The 16,919-nt window shown below is 52.1% G+C and carries 14 protein-coding genes; 7 read left to right on the top strand and 7 right to left on the bottom strand.

All coding sequences use genetic code 11. From position 1 onward, the window contains the following. Nucleotides 1–102 precede the first annotated feature (102 nt). Nucleotides 103–1,029 carry a DUF4396 domain-containing protein gene (locus ACQ6WK_RS02460; RefSeq protein ID WP_432799157.1) on the top strand — a complete coding sequence of 309 codons (927 nt, stop codon included), beginning with the start codon at nt 103–105 and terminating at the stop codon, nt 1,027–1,029. A gap of 103 nt (nt 1,030–1,132) precedes the next feature. Continuing rightward, on the top strand, nt 1,133–1,834 hold the full coding sequence (locus ACQ6WK_RS02455) for an outer membrane protein (protein WP_432799156.1): 702 nt from the start codon (nt 1,133–1,135) through the stop codon (nt 1,832–1,834). 59 nt (nt 1,835–1,893) lie between these two features. Here the strand turns inward: ACQ6WK_RS02455 and ACQ6WK_RS02450 are convergent, their stop codons facing one another. The 7 genes from ACQ6WK_RS02450 to hisF form a co-directional block, all read right to left on the bottom strand. Further along, nucleotides 1,894–3,309 carry a Mur ligase family protein gene (locus ACQ6WK_RS02450; protein ID WP_432799155.1) on the bottom strand — a complete coding sequence of 472 codons (1,416 nt, stop codon included), beginning with the start codon at nt 3,307–3,309 and terminating at the stop codon, nt 1,894–1,896. 75 nt (nt 3,310–3,384) lie between these two features. Further along, the gene (locus tag ACQ6WK_RS02445; RefSeq protein ID WP_432799154.1) at nt 3,385–5,082 is read right to left on the bottom strand and encodes a hypothetical protein; all 1,698 of its coding nucleotides are present in this window, start codon (nt 5,080–5,082) and stop codon (nt 3,385–3,387) included. A 94-nt stretch (nt 5,083–5,176) separates the two neighbouring features. After that, nucleotides 5,177–6,865, bottom strand: coding sequence for a GspE/PulE family protein (locus tag ACQ6WK_RS02440; protein WP_432799153.1), 1,689 nt, complete (start codon nt 6,863–6,865; stop codon nt 5,177–5,179). Between the two features lie 81 nt (nt 6,866–6,946). Beyond that, nucleotides 6,947–7,864 (bottom strand): type IV pilus twitching motility protein PilT, encoded by a 918-nt coding sequence (locus ACQ6WK_RS02435; protein WP_432799152.1) that lies wholly within the window; start codon nt 7,862–7,864, stop codon nt 6,947–6,949. Next, on the bottom strand, nt 7,861–8,118 hold the full coding sequence (locus tag ACQ6WK_RS02430) for a hypothetical protein (protein ID WP_432799151.1): 258 nt from the start codon (nt 8,116–8,118) through the stop codon (nt 7,861–7,863). The genes ACQ6WK_RS02435 and ACQ6WK_RS02430 overlap by 4 nt, the downstream gene beginning before the upstream one ends. A gap of 536 nt (nt 8,119–8,654) precedes the next feature. Beyond that, nucleotides 8,655–9,590, bottom strand: a complete 936-nt coding sequence (locus tag ACQ6WK_RS02425) for a hypothetical protein (protein ID WP_432799150.1) — start codon at nt 9,588–9,590, stop codon at nt 8,655–8,657. A 102-nt stretch (nt 9,591–9,692) separates the two neighbouring features. Further along, nucleotides 9,693–10,532, bottom strand: coding sequence for an imidazole glycerol phosphate synthase subunit HisF (hisF, locus tag ACQ6WK_RS02420; RefSeq protein ID WP_432799149.1), 840 nt, complete (start codon nt 10,530–10,532; stop codon nt 9,693–9,695). A 242-nt stretch (nt 10,533–10,774) separates the two neighbouring features. Here hisF and ACQ6WK_RS02415 point away from each other — a divergent pair, with 242 nt between their 5' ends. From ACQ6WK_RS02415 to ACQ6WK_RS02395, 5 genes are all read left to right on the top strand, one after another. After that, the gene (locus tag ACQ6WK_RS02415; protein WP_432799148.1) at nt 10,775–11,458 is read left to right on the top strand and encodes a PEP-CTERM sorting domain-containing protein; all 684 of its coding nucleotides are present in this window, start codon (nt 10,775–10,777) and stop codon (nt 11,456–11,458) included. A 448-nt stretch (nt 11,459–11,906) separates the two neighbouring features. Continuing rightward, nucleotides 11,907–13,022 carry a hypothetical protein gene (locus ACQ6WK_RS02410; protein ID WP_432799147.1) on the top strand — a complete coding sequence of 372 codons (1,116 nt, stop codon included), beginning with the start codon at nt 11,907–11,909 and terminating at the stop codon, nt 13,020–13,022. Between the two features lie 53 nt (nt 13,023–13,075). Next, nucleotides 13,076–13,732 (top strand): GNAT family N-acetyltransferase, encoded by a 657-nt coding sequence (locus ACQ6WK_RS02405; RefSeq protein WP_432799146.1) that lies wholly within the window; start codon nt 13,076–13,078, stop codon nt 13,730–13,732. Nucleotides 13,733–13,916: 184 nt separating this feature from the next. Next, nucleotides 13,917–15,305, top strand: coding sequence for an MFS transporter (locus ACQ6WK_RS02400; RefSeq protein WP_432799145.1), 1,389 nt, complete (start codon nt 13,917–13,919; stop codon nt 15,303–15,305). A gap of 277 nt (nt 15,306–15,582) precedes the next feature. Beyond that, nucleotides 15,583–16,905, top strand: a complete 1,323-nt coding sequence (locus ACQ6WK_RS02395; protein ID WP_432799144.1) for a beta-ketoacyl-[acyl-carrier-protein] synthase family protein — start codon at nt 15,583–15,585, stop codon at nt 16,903–16,905. Nucleotides 16,906–16,919 lie beyond the last annotated feature (14 nt).

Below are 16,919 nucleotides of genomic sequence, written 5' to 3'. Positions count from 1 at the left end.
GTTTTCTTACATCACGGCTTAGGCTTTCAATTAAACCTATCCCTCAACATTCCCGGACCTAGCCCATCCAGCCCCACCACCCTTTTGCGCCTATGATTCATCATGCTCCCGTACGACATCTTCCTCATCTTCTGGCTGCTGATCAGTATCTGCATCGCGGTTTGGGTTTGGCAAGACCTCGCCGATCGATCCCCATCGCTTCGGCTCATGAAGCCTGCATGGATTCTTATCTGCCTCTACACCGGCCTCTTTGGCCTGCTCGCCTATGAACTCACCTGCCGCAGAACCAAACCCAGCATTGCTTCTCACCGCCGCTTCCGCGTTTCCTCCCGCCGCCAGGCCGTCGCCTCGACCGTTCATATCGTCGTCGGTGCCGCCACCGGCATTATCCTTGCCGCTTCTATCGCCGCTATCTTCAGCTTGCCCACCATCCCTGAAATCATCCTCGAATATCTCTTTGCCTTCGCGTTCGCCATCTTCTTCATCCAACTCACCTACCACCGACCACTCTACGACAGCTATTCTCACGCATTCCGCAGTATTTTTGCTGCTGAATGGATCTCTTTGAACTTCACACTCGCCGCGATGTTCCCCGTCCTCTCACTCTGTTTCGAGCTGCTCCCCCAAGCGGATCACCCCACGCTACTTCGCTTCTGGTTCGTCATGCAGCTTGCCGCAGTCGCCGGCTTCCTCGCAGGCTTCCCCATGATCTACTGGCTCATCGAGCACAAACTGAAACCCACCACCCTCCAACACCACAAACTGCACACATCATCTGACAATTGCCCCACGCGCGTCGCACCACCACACGCTCCCTCAATCATCCCCTATGCCAAGCAACAAGATCGCCCAGAACAAAGTCCACGCATCAACAAACCTTCTCTGCTCGCCATTCACATCCGCCATTACTACGCGCGTCTTGTAACTTCTGCACTTCTCTCTTGCCTCCTGCTCGCCGCTGGACTCACCATTGCGCTCTACCTAACCCCCATCCTCCCCACCATCGAGTTCACCTTTACTTCCCAATAACGTCTCACATCACCTAACCTCCCCCTATCCGTGCGATAGATTGTCGCAAAATCAATTGCCTCCCCGATAACACCACAGGGTCCAACATTCCGGAGCATGCCCTGTGAAAATATTGTTTTTCTATAGCTGTATCCTCTCCCTGTTACTGTTACCGCTCTGCCTTGCTGCTCAAACGCCCACAGTCCCTTTCTCACCCATTGCTGCACATAAATCGATCATCAGAGAAGCCGCTAAACAAACGCCCCCAAAGCTCTCCTTTTACGTCTCAGGCTTCGGCTCATTCGCAGAAGTTGCCGACACGGAAATGCTCGAATCGCTCAACCTCCCTATCCCTGAAAACACAATCCCACTCGATCCTGCCTTCGGCGGTGGCGGCGCGATCGGCCTCCGCTATAGCATCCTCCGCGCTGAATTCGAAGTCAGCTACCAAAACTTCGGCTTCGACGAACAAACCTCAACCCTTAATCTCTCAGGCGACCTCGGACAACTCAACTTCATGTCCAACCTCTACCTAGACATCCCCCTCACCGATCGGCTCGACTGGTACATCGGCGGCGGGGTCGGCATCTCTCGTTACAAACTCAACCAATCCGGTACCTCGTACGGCTTCGATGCCACAGTCAATGACAAAGACAATGTCTTCGCCTACCAATTTCAAACTGGCCTCGCTTATAAACTCACCCAGCACCTCGAAATGTACGGTGGATATCGCTTCCTTTCTTCTAACAACCCCGTCTTCAACAACTTTGAATACACCGCACCCACATCACACGCCGCCATCCTCGGCCTCCGCTACAACTTTTAGTCAAACATAACACCAAACACGGTTTCCGCACCGTAGCGTCTATTCCGCACACTGAAATCTCAACCCCCACATACCGCCCGCATCTCTCGCATAAAGACCTCACCCCGCTCCTCATAATGATTAAACTGATCCCAAGACGCGCATCCCGGACTCAGCAGCACCGCGACATTTTTTCCTGCACCATCCCGCTGCACATGCGCATACACTTCGCGCACCGCAGTTGGCAAATCATCACATAACACCACCGCTCCACCAGCTTCACTCACCCCTTTCGCAATCCGCTCACTCACATCCCCAATCACATACACACGATGACACAACTTTGCGGCCTCCGTGCCCAAGCCCACATAATCATCACCCTTGTCATACCCCCCAAGAATCACATGCAGCCGCTCCGCCGCAGGATCAAAACACCGCATCGCGCTTACCGCACCCACAACAGTTGTACACTTCGAATCATTATGCCCATACACCTCAACGTCATTCACCATCCATCTCCCCACAAACTGCATGCGGTGCGGCAACCCTTCAAATGCTTCTATCTCATGCTTAGACCGCTCCTCATCCCAGCCACCTGCTGCTCCACAAATCGCCCGCACCATCGCACCATTCTCTCGATTAAACCGGCCCGCCAATTTCATGGAGAGATCATCCCCATCATCATGCCCCACCTCAACAAGCCGCACACCATCTCCCACGGCAAAACCAGCTGCCTGCATACCCGGCCCAAATACTGCTACCCCACCATCCATAATCATCTCCAGCAGCTCCGCCTTCGCTTCCCGGTATTCACGTTCATTCTTATGCCAATCCAAATGATTCGCACTAAAGCTCGTTACTGCCCCCACGCCAATCCACCCAGCCAAACGATCGTCCACAGCCCGCTCCGCGATGCCTGCCAACATAAAACTCGACAGCTCCAGCACCACCCAATCATCTGCCCCAATATTCTCAAGATCCCCCAACAATGAACCGCCAATGTTCCCGCCCACCCAACATTTCCCCTGCAAACTAAGTACACGCCCAAGCATCGCACATACTGTTGACTTCCCATGCGTCCCCGTTACGCCGATCACCTTCACCGGGTTAGGTAACCGCTCCAGTAATAGCTCAATCTCGCTGGTCACCACCGCCCCACCTCGCCGCGCCGCCTGCACATAATGATTCCCGTCCCGCGGTACAGCCGGATTCACCACCACCACATCCGCTGATTCAAAATCACTTTCATCATGCCCCCCCAACCGGTACCGCACCGCCACATCCGCAAGCTGCACCAAGCTATCCGTTAGCTCCTCCTCAACCAGCATGTCCGTCACCAAGACATCCGCACCTTGACTCGTCAGCCAACGCGCCGCGCCAACGCCGCCACCAAATCGGCCAAGCCCCATCACCACCGCACGCTTACCATCAAATGCCATCGACTCCATGCACCAAGCATACCCGATCACGCTCACCACATCTCCCACAATTTCCACAGGTCAACTTCTTAGGGCATAAAAAAAACGGCGACACATGGTCGCCGCCGAATCTCTATCTTCTTGCCACAATCATCAGTTGATCTTCAGATTGATTTCCTGCTCAGTGGTTCCACCAATATGCAATTTCTCAATCGTACGGTTGCGGTTCACCTTGAAGTAAACATACAACTTATCACCTCGTTCCATATCCGTCAGAGGCAAGTTCTTGGCCGAACGAATGCGCTTGATATTGATAATCTGCTCGCCGCCCTTCTTCGACAGCACATAACCCACCGCCGGCATGCCATCGCCGCCTTTATCGTCTGTAACATATACTGCACCAAGCGCTACCGCGCTTGCGTGCGCCCTGCCCAAGAGCGACTGAGCCACATCACGTTCCATTTCAATTCGGATCATCGACTGATGGCTCGGCACATACAACCGGTCAATCCGAATCCGTTTGGACACGCTGCCCACACGCTGGGTCACACGCGCACTCCCCGAACGGATCGCACCATCACTGGTCACGTCCAAGCCCGAGGCGTAGTTCTTGCTGACCACGCGTGGCAGCTTATTGGTTTGCTCTGCAAACTTACCTGTCACATTCCCGCGAGGCCCGGTGCGGTCGCCCACATTCGTAGAACCTTCCGCCGCATCATCTGATGCTGCCTGTTGATCCGCTTCGCTCGGCACACCAAGCGCCGCCAGTACTTCATTCACATCCTGCACGTAAGCCGCCGCTTTCGGTAGATTCAACCGCAGTTGCTTCACAAACAAAAATTCAGGTGTTTCATCCGCCGGCACCACAAACACCCAGCCCACCGTGTTCCTCACATCCGACCCCCACGCCTGAACCAGATTCGAATCAAGCGACTTGAACACACGCATCTCACCATCAGGCTTCGAGAAAGCAATCGGAGCCGTCAGCTTCACCATTTCACCCGTGCCATTTTTCTTCTTGGTCACCAGGCGGACCTGCGTTCCGCTGCAACGGAATGTCTGATCACCATCGAACGTACCCACCGTATCATTCGATTCCCAGACCGTATCCACCACCAGCAAACGGTTGCCTTCGTTCTTGAACGCATCGCCCAAAAGTAACCCAACCGATGGCGGCACTTCCAACACAGGTGTCTCGCGCTCATACACGCTCGACACCATCAACTCCTCTGGAGTCGCCACTGTCGAAGCGTTCTCGTCCTTCGCTAAACGGTTGATCGAAACCTGCCGCGCAAGGTCTGGACGGTGCGAGCTCAAACTCACATCACTGAAACTCGGGGCAAACGCACCCGAAGACAGTGTCGCAAAAAACTTGTTCGCAATGTTATCCACCGGCACCCACAGTTTGCCCTCTCCCTCAATGACCCCACCACCACCGCTGCGTGCAAATGGTTGATATCCACCCATCGTCTGACCCAGTGGCAATAATCCCAAGCCAATCACGACAATACCCGCCGTCAATAAACCGCTCGCCAAACCACATGCTGCCCCGCCCGCAAAACCAATGAATTGCTGGAGCTGCATGTTCTTACGGATCAACTTGTCGATCACCATACGGAACACGATCAGCAGTACACCGAACGGCACAAGCAAACCTAAGCTCCACGCGATCGACGGTTTCAATCCTATGAGCAGATTCAACGTCAACGGCTCCCATATAGCAAACGCAATCGTCCCCGCAGCAATCGTGCAGCAAAGGTGAATCAGCGCCGAGAACCAGCCCTGTATTCCCCAGATGTAAACCATCGCCAGCAGGAACACGATCAAAAGTATGTTTGAGAAAATCAGCATATTCGTCTTACCAATTTAAGTTTCTGTTTTCACTTCGTCTGAGTATCGGTCTTAACCATCAAACTCACGTTCCCCCCACCTGATGCACACATCATCAACCTTGGCTCGGAGCCGCTGCGGGCTTCTTCGCCGACGAGCTGGAAGATCGCTTGCGTTGACCGCTGCGTTCACTCAACGCCCGTGTGACTTCTTTAATATCCGTGTTGCCGCTCACCACATTCGCAAGCGCCGCCTCCTGCAGCCAAAGCATTTTTTGCTTACGCAGATAGCTCTTGAGCTTGTCTAGATCGCCCGCTGCGATCAGTTGGCGTGCCTGCATATCAATGGGCATCACTTCAAACACCGCAATCCGGCCACGGTAACCAATTCCGTGACAAAGCGGACATGTTTGAGGCTTATCTTTAATGACGACCTGACCTGAAGCGTGATACAACTCACCCACACGGTCGGCCGGCAGATTCATCTTCTTCAAGACCGCCGGGTCTGGCTGATAACCTGTACGACACGTCTCACATAAACGCCGCATCAATCGCTGTGTCACGATCCCGCCGATCATCTCGGCCGCCTTACGCTTATTGCCGACCTGCTTGATCCACAGCTTCAACGATTCAAACGTATCGTTCGCCTGCATCCCAATGTAGAAACGAATATCTTTCGATGCATCGGTAATCTCTGCAAGCGTCGACGCATCCGGCAAGCGGTTGATCATGATTACGTTCGGGTCGGTGCGGATCACGCCACGAAGTTTGTGGTTAAAATCTTCAGCCGTCATGTCTTCTGGCAACGCATTGTGCGACACGCCTTCCATCTCGAAGACTTCCTGATCTTCCAACGTGACCACACTCTGAATATATGGATCGTGGACCTGAGTCAGGCTGTACAACGTCGTCGTGCTGCCCATCTTCGGCGGGCTCGACACCAACACGACTTTGCCTTCTTCCTGCGTCAGCTTCTTCAAATGCTCAAGCTGAGCGTCCAACAAGCCAAGCTTTTCAAACGGCAAGTGCGCCCGGCTGTCATCAAGAATCATTGTCAGTGAAACACCCCGCGTCGAACCCATCGTCACCAACGACATCTCATGCTTGCCGTGCTCTTCCATCTGGAACTTGAGCGCACCAATCTGTTTTTTGCGACGGTCTTCAACATCAAGACCGGAGGATGATTTCACATAATCAATCAAAGCGAGTGCGGCCTTCGGCTCAAGCGCTGGCTGCGGATACTTCACGCCATCAATCCGAGCAACCATTGCCGCCTTCTTCGCATCAGCAATAATATCGATCTGTGTTGCACGCCGTGGCACCGCAAAATCAAGCACATTCTCCAATGTCTCATGCGCCAGCGCCTGCGGCGTATCGCCACTCGGCACTTCCATAAGACCTTCATCTTTCTGAACAAGTTGAAGCGTAGCTTTGTATTGCGCCTTGGCGTGCGCTTTCTTCGCCATCTTCTCTTTCCACATCTCCGCGTTCAGCGTCCAACGCTCACCCTCCGGCACCTTTGTGTTGCGGTAGTACGCATACCCCCCGATGCCGCCGACGATCGGACAAAGCCCGAGCAAGAAGCCGAGGAAAAAGAATGGGATCAACAGCATGAGCGCCAGCCCAAGCAAACCCGTCACCATCAGGAACAGGTTCGTCCAGATCCGTGGCAAGTAGTAGTACGCAGCATCTTTATCCAGATGCCCGACCACCCACGCCCAGCCACCGAGCACGACCAAGAACATCAGCGGCTTGAACCAACTCATCAATACCACGGCTTCGACTTCTAGAAACGTATTTATCATCAGCTCTGTCTTCTTCTTTCGGTTTCTCGTTAACCTCAGCTTACGCTGGCCACTTCAACCCCGCTCCATATCCATATGCGATTATTTCGATGTAATGCCACGCAGACGCATCTTCACTTCTTCAGCAGACGGTGCCACGTCTTGAGCCACACGAGGATGAATGTATTCTTTCTCGACGAGGTCGATCAAGCTGTCCGTAAACGTCTGCATCCCATCTTCACGGAACTCTTTCATCACCGACGGTAACTCGTCTTCACGGCCTTCGATGATGTATTTCCGTGTCGGCGGACTTTGAAGCAAAATCTCTACCGCCGGCACACGCTGCACGCCTTCCATAATCGTCGGCAAAAGCATCTGATACACAAAACCCTGCATCTGATACGCCAATAGGTTGCGGATCGCTTCACGTTCCTCCGGTGGGAACAAGTCATAAATACGACCAAACGCCTGAGCTGCACTCGATGCGTGGATCGTCCCGAACACCAAGTGTCCGGTTTCTGCCGCACGCAACGCCGCCTCAAATGTTTCTTTGTCACGCATTTCACCGATCAGCACGACATCCGGATTCTCACGCACCAAAGCACGCAGCCCCGTATCGAAGTCCGGCAAATCAATGCCCACTTCACGCTGATTGATGATCGATTTCTTGTCTGTAAACAGATATTCGATCGGGTCTTCAATTGTCAGAATATGACACGCCCGATTCATGTTGATCTGGTCAAGCATCGCCGCGATCGTCGTACTCTTACCTGAGCCAGTCACACCTGCGAGCAACACCAAGCCTTGATGCAGCTTACAAAGCTCACCGATCGCTGGTGGCAAATACAACTCTTCAAAATTTAGAATCGTGTTGTTCACACGGCGAGCGGCAATCCCACTACGGCCACGTGTGCGGAAAATGTTGATTCGGAAACGGTGGATCTCGCTCTGGATCTCAAAGTCAACACCAAGGTCGATCGAGCCATGCTCCGCATAGAATTTCCACTGCGCCGGGCTCAAAGATTCTTCAACCCAGTGCTCAAAGATTCTTCAACCCAGTGCTCAAAATCTTTAACTTCAATTGCAGGCACATCCAGATTCTTCAAGGAACCACGCAACCGAAGTTTTGGCACCTGCCCCGCTCGCATGATCAAGTCTGATGATTCAAAACGAACCGCCGCTTCAAAAAACTTGAAAAAACCAGTATCGGCCATCGACTTCTGATCATCGACATGATCAATCGGAACCGCGTCTTCGTGCTTCACTTCACTCACAGGTGTCACCTCTTCTGCTTACCTGCCTCTGAATCAATTGTCAGTTGTGGATACCGCCGGACAAGCTGACCGCCGCCGACTCCCACTTGCTACGCTAATACCCAATCCCGTCCCGCTTAAGGCGTGCTTTGCGCGACACCAGCTTACCACAACCCACCGCCCTTGTTTAGCTTACTGTCGGCAATCCCCCCTTTTTTCTACCCTCGCCCCTGCCCCATCTCGCACCTTACACCGCCGCTGTCCGCCATATTAACAACTCACGGACCAAATTCCGATACTTTTCTCCTCTTTCTTGCCTAAACCCACATCACTCCCCCCACCAACAAGCACCCAACCCTCGCATTCATGACTATTCCAAGACCACCCCCGCACTCTTTCCACATGCCATACCACGCTCCGACTTTTTCCGAAGCATCATCACCCATTACATCATCTCAAGCAATACAAAATCGCCTCGCTCCAAACCGACTTCCGTTTAGATACGCCTTCCTCTGCTGTTTACCAGGCAACAGATCGAAAAATCCTAAACATCAACTTTAATCACAAATCCTCCCGAAGTTTGCCAATACTCGAAGCGTGCGTTCGGTCAAAATGCTTGACCAAGCACATTCCGCTTCTTGCCAAGCTGATGATGTCGGCTCACCCCAATCCCAATAGGGATGCCAAGCGCCGTCATCTGATATGCGATCAATCTCAAAATCTAAATCTGCAAACAACAGTTCTTGAGATATACAATCCGCCAAGAGATGTTCAGGCTCATCAATCACAATCGTGGGACGAAACGCATAGCCGCCCCACTTGCCGATATCCGATTCAATCTCCATCGGTAACGCTGCTTGGATTCTTTCCAATAAGCGCTGATGCAAATCATCCGGCAATGCAGGCGACTGCAACAAATGAGCCGTGCACATAAGCTCATGTTGGCTTAGTGAAACGTTTGGATCTAGCAACCACTGCATCAAGTGATCTCGCGCTTGGTCCAACCAGTCAGCTACACCCGTATCTGAATAGTTATATAGATACCCAATAATCTCTGCTGTCGGATTGACTCTACAACCACCAAAATTAGCCATCAAAGCTTCCAAGCTTTCAGCAGCAAACCAAGGTGGGCCTTCTGTGCCTGGCCCGATCGGAAAACGTATCGGCCACACCTTATGATCACGGTCAAAACATGACTCTAAATATGATTTGGCCTTCGTGATCTGTGGATGGGTACTAGGAGTATTTATACGACAGTGTATCGCAAGCGCAGCCGAGGTATTAAGAACAGTAGATGCGTTGTTCGTATGATCTGGCTCTAAGCAATGCCCATACCCGCCGTCAGTATTTTGAAACATTGATAACGCCTCGACCACCGCATCGGATGGGCCGTTATCAAAAAACATCGCGCATAACACTTGTTCTAAGGGGCGGCCATTCTTATCTAGCCACAGCCGAGCTGCTGCGAAAGATTGCCGTGAGAGTTTCTTCATGTGATGCAGAATATCACATGTTGCGGAAAATTGAGGCTCAGTGGGCACTTGAACTTTGGTTCATAACAACCAGTCCGAAATCCTTGGCAATCAAGACCGCTGTTATTGCTCACACATCTCTACCAAACGCATTGGCAAACCTGCCTTGGCCAAGTATTCCTTCGTCTCTTGAATCGTGTACTCGCCATAGTGAAAAATGCTAGCCGCCAGCGCCGCATCCGCCCGTGTTTCCACCAAGACCTCACGCATATGCTCTGGGCTTCCACATCCACCTGAAGCAACCACCGGCACATCCACCGCCTCCGCAATCAGCTTCGTAATCTCAATGTCATACCCGTCCTTGGTTCCATCACCATCCATGCTCGTCAGAATAATCTCGCCCGCGCCGAGTTCTACCACCAGCTTCGCATAAGCCACAGGATCAAGACCCACTGGCTTCCTTCCGCCATGTGTGTGCACCTCAAATCCATAGCCCGGCTTCTCTTTGCTTTCCACCGGGTTATCCGTGTTCGTACAACGTGCTTTCAGTTCTTCCATCGGCACACGCTTCGGATCAATATTCACCACCGTCGCGCATCGACCAAAACGATTCGCAGTCTGCTCCACAATCTTCGGATCAAGCACTGCTGCGGTATTGATACTCACCTTCTCCGCGCCAGCCTGAATCAATCGCGTCACATCATCAATCGTGCGGATGCCTCCCCCCACCGTAAACGGCATAAAACATTCCTCCGCCACACGCTTCACCATATCCAACGTGATATCCCGCCCTTCATGGCTGGCTGTAATATCCAAAAACACAAGCTCATCGGCCCCTTGCTCGTCGTACTTCTTCGCAATCTCCACAGGATCGCCCGCGTCACGCAGCGACACAAAGTTGACCCCCTTCACGACACGCCCTTCATTGACATCTAGGCACGGAATAATTCGATTCGTAAGCATAACCCCCCATTTTACCCTGCTTTTCGGCACACCACCAATCCTCTTCTGCCCTTTGCCTATCCCCTCAGGCCAGCAATATCCTTCCATTCACAATCCCGTTCATGTTACGATGGAAGCTCACATGACGAGGAGGGACTGTCCCCTAATCATCTTCAACCAACACGCACACCATCAAACTCATGCGTGTTCATATTAGCCCGTCAGCCAATCACAATTCTGCTGACACAACGAGGAGATCAATCATGCGCCTGCTTACCCAATCCACACTTATCCTGTCACTCATCTTCGCACTCGCCTGTAGCATACAAAGTGCTTCCGCCGCAACCATCCAGCAACAGCAAAACTTCCAACTCTTCCTCCCCTCCTCCCACATCGGCAACGGCTCCGACCCCACCCCGCCAACCTTCAACACCTTCAACACGGCTCTCGGTACACTCACACATATCAACCTGTTTGCTTCCGCCACCATCTCGCCCAACGTCGCCTTCGAACGAAAAGCATTCGTCTTCAACAATCTCTTCAACTTCCCAATGAACAGCACCACCTTCATCGGCGTGCCCAACACCTCTTCGATCAACATTACAAACAACCAGACTGTCTCCCTCAATTACGCCGGCCTCGGCAGCGATGATTCGGTCACCTTCAACACACCAAGTACCAACACCGCTTCACAAAGCCTCAACATCGCCAACCCAGCTTTCACCACCGGCTCCAACTTCAACATCAATGTCAACGGCAACATCAACATGTTCGGCTCTGACCTCAACGACCTTGAAATCAGTTCCTCAACACTCGCCAATATGCACGGCACCCTCACCCTCACCTACGTTTACACACCTGTGCCAGAACCCACTTCCCTTGCCCTAATCTCACTTGCGGCAACCCCCTTAATCATGCGCCGAAAGAAACAACATCAATCTCAATAAAAAACGCCAGCAGCCTTAAACAGGTATACGAGAATGGCTCGCTTATTGCGGGCTTTTTTCAATGGCACCTTTGCCACACGCGTTACTGACGCAATTCCGAGATAATCACCCTTCCCATAATCATTCACACGACTTATCACCCATACGCAACTGCTTTTCTACAGTGATCCCCCACCCCATACACCTCATCCCCGTAGAAAGAATAGCCAACTCCCAATAGCCGCATGGCATGCTGCTCGAAACAATGTCTTGGTATGTAAAAAGGAGTTCTTCTATGACCATTACAGCGATTAAGAATATTACAACCAATGGCTGCAAGTATCCATAAACTTCAGCCGAATCGCAATGACAGGGTTCAGGCCACTAATAGGGCCTGATCCCTTTTTTTCTGCCGAATCATTGTCACGTAACTCGGACCATAGCTATACAAACAAAATGAGAACACATTATGGTCACAAAAATTCCACATAAAAGTTGCAAGCTCAACTGGCGTAACAGTGATCGATCTGCATTTCGTTTATCATTGCCATGGGTTGAGATTGATGTTGATGTACAACCTGAAGATCGGCCGTGGATCACCAAAGCTATTGACGACATTACGCACAACCACCATGACACCTCCGCTGCACAACGGTTCCTTGAGTTCTTCGACGATCATCCCATCACCTACAGTACACCTGATCCAGAAAAACTTGCTACACACCCAATTGAACGCACGTTTTTGATCCCGTTCCACCGCCGTGTAGATGCACCCTCAGAATTCCTCAAACTTGCACTAGGCACATGCACCACCGATCCTATTCTGCCTGCATATTTTATTTGGGATCATGACGATATCCTCGCACAATCTCGATTCAGTAAATCCGATCTACACGATCCGACCTCGCTGATCTCACTCCTGATTGGACACCGTCTACTCACCGAAACTGAATCCGAGCAAGACCGCGTATCGCTACCAAACAAACTCGACAAGCTACGTGAACTCAACGAAGCACGCTTCTTCCAAATCATCACATTAATCATCCGTCAAACGTGGTACGTCGCAACCAACTTCTTACATGCAATTACTCCCGCGCTAACATCATTCCCAGAAGGGCGCGAAGCAATCAACCATTTCATCCAGGAAGAAGTTGGCCACGACAAGCTCATGCTTCGATCACTCCGCGCACTCGGGCATCCTGATCCAACGACCATTCCTGTATTGGAACCATTTACATTACTGATCCGCCTGTTCGCCTACTCCGCCCACTACTCACCAGCCGCCCTCACCTACTACGTCTCGTTGCTTGAAGGATCATCCTATGCAGCCTCCGATCCGATCGCAGAGATCATCTCAAAATCTTCGCTTCCGGAAGCTGCCTATGCCTATCGCAAACACCATGAGATTAATCTCAAACACGACCACAAAAACATCGTCTATGACATCGCCGAGAAATTACCACTAATTCATAGGCCAACCGCTCAATTCGCACTACAGATCTGCGAGACAGCCGCACACCTTTCAGTCGCCATCGACCGCACCCTGCACCAGATCACCGAAAAAGCAATTGCACACGAAGCATAGCCATGCACGGAATAATCACGATTTAACGGCTTACTAAACAGGAACTGAACATCATGCGACCATCCAAAGCAGCAGCAGCACTCAAAGCCCACCCCCATCCATTCCCACGTCGCACACAAATGCCTGTGTCGGCACAGGACCGATTCGAAGATGAGTTCACCGATCACCCCGCAACGCTACATACGAAAGATTTTCTGCTTCGGCCACAGATGGAATGCGATGTCGACTACATGCTCGAATATCAATCGGACCCAAGGCTGACGCAATACTTCGGCGGACCGATCAACCGCGCACGCACCATCAAACGACTCAATCTCGCACGATGGCATTACCGCGCATTTGGTTATTCAATCTATACCGCACTGCGTAAGCCAGACTACACTTTTGCCGGCTTCGCGGGACTGATCCATCTGAATTTTGATTTTTCCTCGAACGAAACTGAATTCATTTGCTGCCTGACCAAGCCGCATTGGCACCATCAACTCGCCCGGCAGCTCACCTACTTCTTCCTGAACCATGCGTTCGGAAATCTGCATAAAGACGCAGTAATCTTCCGCTTTGAACCCAGAGCGTACCCACTATCGCCGCTCTTAGCGCGCGATCTACATCTGTCCAAGCAACCGTTAACAACCTCGATGTCAGTGGATGGCGACACGTATGACCTCTTGCATGTCACCAAAGAACACCTACCGGCCGAATTCTCGCTTTAGCTATAAGACCGCAACATCGGTGCTGCATGACAACACAAGTTGCGTGAATCAAAAAATCTACTGTTGGGGGAACTGTAGCAATGTAGAATGATGACACAACGTTTCGCGGCACGTGGTATTTAGTGGGAATGCAAGCCGCAACTCATCGAAGCACCCAGCGCCTGTGTTGTAGCTGAAGGAAAGCATGTTCTTACTCAACTGGATCAAAGAGGCACCCACTAAACCCCTTATCAAAGACACCCATCAGGTCCGCAAGCAGTACCGCTTCTGGCGTAATGAGATCCTCTACACCAGTATGGTCGGCTATGCGATCTTCTACATGGTGCGCAAAAACCTCAGCGCCGCCATGCCGGGGATCGAAGAAGATTTAGGTATCACCAAGCTTCAACTCGGTGCGTTCCTCACGGCACACGGCCTGCTGTATGGTTTATCCAAACTTTGTAACGGTTACTTGGCCGACCGAGCAAACCCACGAATCTTCATGGCAACAGGATTGATCCTCTGTGCGGTGATGAACTTTGGCTTTGGCATGAGCGAAACAGCACTCTGGATGGGACTGTTTTGGATGGCAAATGGTTGGTTTCAAGGCATGGGGTTCCCGCCGTGCGTCAAAATGCTCACGCACTGGTTTAGCTTAAAAGAAAGAGCGACCAAGTTTTCGATCTGGAACGTAGGTCACTCGCTAGGTGCCGCGATCATCGTGCCACTCGCGGGGTGGCTGACGGTTTATTACGGCTGGCGATATGCGTTCTATGTGCCAGGGGTGATCGCGTTAGGCGGCGCAGCGATGTTGCTGCTGACGTTGCGCGACATCCCAGAAACAATGGGCCTGCCAGCGGTCGGCGTGTATGAAAAACTACATCGCGGGGAAATCAATGACATTGCTGAAGTAAGCGATGAAGAAGAACAGCAAAGCGAATCATTGGACAAAGCGATCAGCGGCAAAGAATACAACGCCTTTGTCATGAAGCATGTTTTCCTGAACCCGTGGGTTTGGTTGGTAAGTATCGCGATGTTTTTTGTGTATGTAATGCGATATGCGATCTTGGATTGGGGACCGACTTTTTTGAAAGAAAGCGCGGGGTTTGAACTTGAAAGTGCCGCCGGCTTGACGGCGCTCTTTGAAGTGATGGGGATCGCGGGCGTGCTGTGCAGTGGTTTTATCACCGACAAGTTTTTCAGGGGGCATGCCTCCCGAACCTGTTTGGGATACATGGTACTGTGCGGGGTAGCGCTCTGGCTATTCTGGCAATTGCCGGACAACATGGTGGGACTGAAAGTCAGCTGCCTGATCGCATCGGGGTTCTTCATTTACGGCCCGCAATGCTTGGTGTCAGTCATCGCGGCCAATCTGGCAACCCGAAGAGCGGCAAGCACCGCGGTCGGGCTAACCGGCTTCTGTGCGTACCTCTCGACAATCGTCTCGGGTGTACTGCTCGGCGGACTTGTAAAAGCGTATGGATGGAACGTAGCGTTCGGGATGATGTTCGGAGCGGCAACAGTGGCAGCACTGTTATTTTTCATCGGCTGCTTCACCGACGATAGCGGGCAACATGACCTGGAAGGCAGCTAAGAAAATCAGCGGTTCATATCAATATTAAATATTAAGTAGAAACAAGTTACGACGATGAATCTGTTCGCTGCTATGATGTGATTGAGGGTGACGTGCGCGCAATGCTTATCTGTACAATATGTTGAAGTTTGCAAAGCTTGGGGAATTTAACACCCAGCGGCCTGATTGGCTACAATGCTTAACTTATATGAAGCTCGTTGGGCAAAGGTCGAGGGTGGCGGCGAGTGGATTTCAGTGATCAACAAGGAAGACCGAACAGGATCTGGACAGGACAGATATGACTAGACGTGTCGTGATAACGGGCCTCGGGCCGGTGAGTGGAATCGGGATGGGGATCGATGAGGTTTGGGACGCATTGTGCGCCGGGCGCAGCGGGATCGCACGTCTGGAGACATTTGATCCGAGCGGCTTCTCCTGTCAGCTTGCGTGCGAGATCAAGGGATTCAAAGTCAAAAACTTCGTACCCAAAAGTTACCGCAAGGCAACAAAAGTGATGGCACGTGATATTGAGTTAGCCGTTGCAGCAGCAGACTACGCAGCTAAAGATGCGGGACTACAAACACCCGGCACCGCAGGCGATGATGGACCACGATCTTATGATGCCAGCCGCGTCAGTGCGCAGATCGGTGCAGGCCTGATCGCAGCAGATGTTGAAGAACTGACGATGGCACTTGCCGAGAGCGCGAAAAGCGGCTCGTTTGATATCCATGAATGGGGCAAGGATGGGATGAACCATCTCACTCCGTTGTGGTTGCTGAAGTATTTGCCGAACATGCTCGCCAGCCACGTCGCGATCATTCACGACACTCAAGGCCCAAGTAACACCATCACTTGCGGCAACTCTTCCAGCGGACTGAGCATCGGCGAAAGTCTGCGCGTGATCCAGCGTGGCAAGGCCGAGGCAGGCCTTTGTGGCGGGATCGAGAGCAAACTGAATGTCATGGCCTACAAACGCCAGGAAATGAGCGATCGGCTAAGCGAATGTGAAACCGCTGATGGTGTACGACCGTTCGATGAAAACGCGGACGGAATGGTCATCGGTGAAGGCGGCGGCATCGTCGTGCTTGAAGAAACCGAGAGCTACGAAAACCGCGAAAAACCTGAGAATCACAAGCCATATGCCGAAGTGGTTGGATTTGGTGCCTCACAAACGGTACATCGTGAAAGCCGCAACTGGCAGACTGATCCAGAAGGGCGCGCCATCGCTAACGCGATCAAGATCGCACTCCACGAAGCAGATGCAAACCCGGACGAAATAGACATGATCGTGGCTTACGGCAGCGGCATGCCAGGCTGGGATGCCGGCGAAGTCGCAGCCTATCGCAAAGTCTTTGGTGATCGCTTGAAGGACATTCCAGTGATCACGGTCAAAGCATTCGCGGGTAACTGCGGTTCTGGCGGAGGTGGACTGGATGTTTGCGTAGCTGCGAAAGCGATTAAAGATGGCAAAGTGCCAGCGATCATCAATCGAGACGCACCACTTGAAGGCATCGGCGGCAATCAGGACAGCCAGGACAAAGACATCCGCCACGCACTGATCATCAGCACCGGCTTTGGCGGCCAAAACACCGCGATCCTATTAAAGAAATACACAGCATAGAACAACGCACGGCC

It is taken from the genome of Poriferisphaera sp. WC338, from assembly GCF_050931845.1.
In the GTDB taxonomy this organism is placed as follows: Bacteria; Planctomycetota; Phycisphaerae; order Phycisphaerales; family Phycisphaeraceae; genus Poriferisphaera.
The sequence above is the reverse complement of the archived record's forward strand: the minus strand, read 5'-3'. Positions and strand labels throughout refer to the sequence as shown.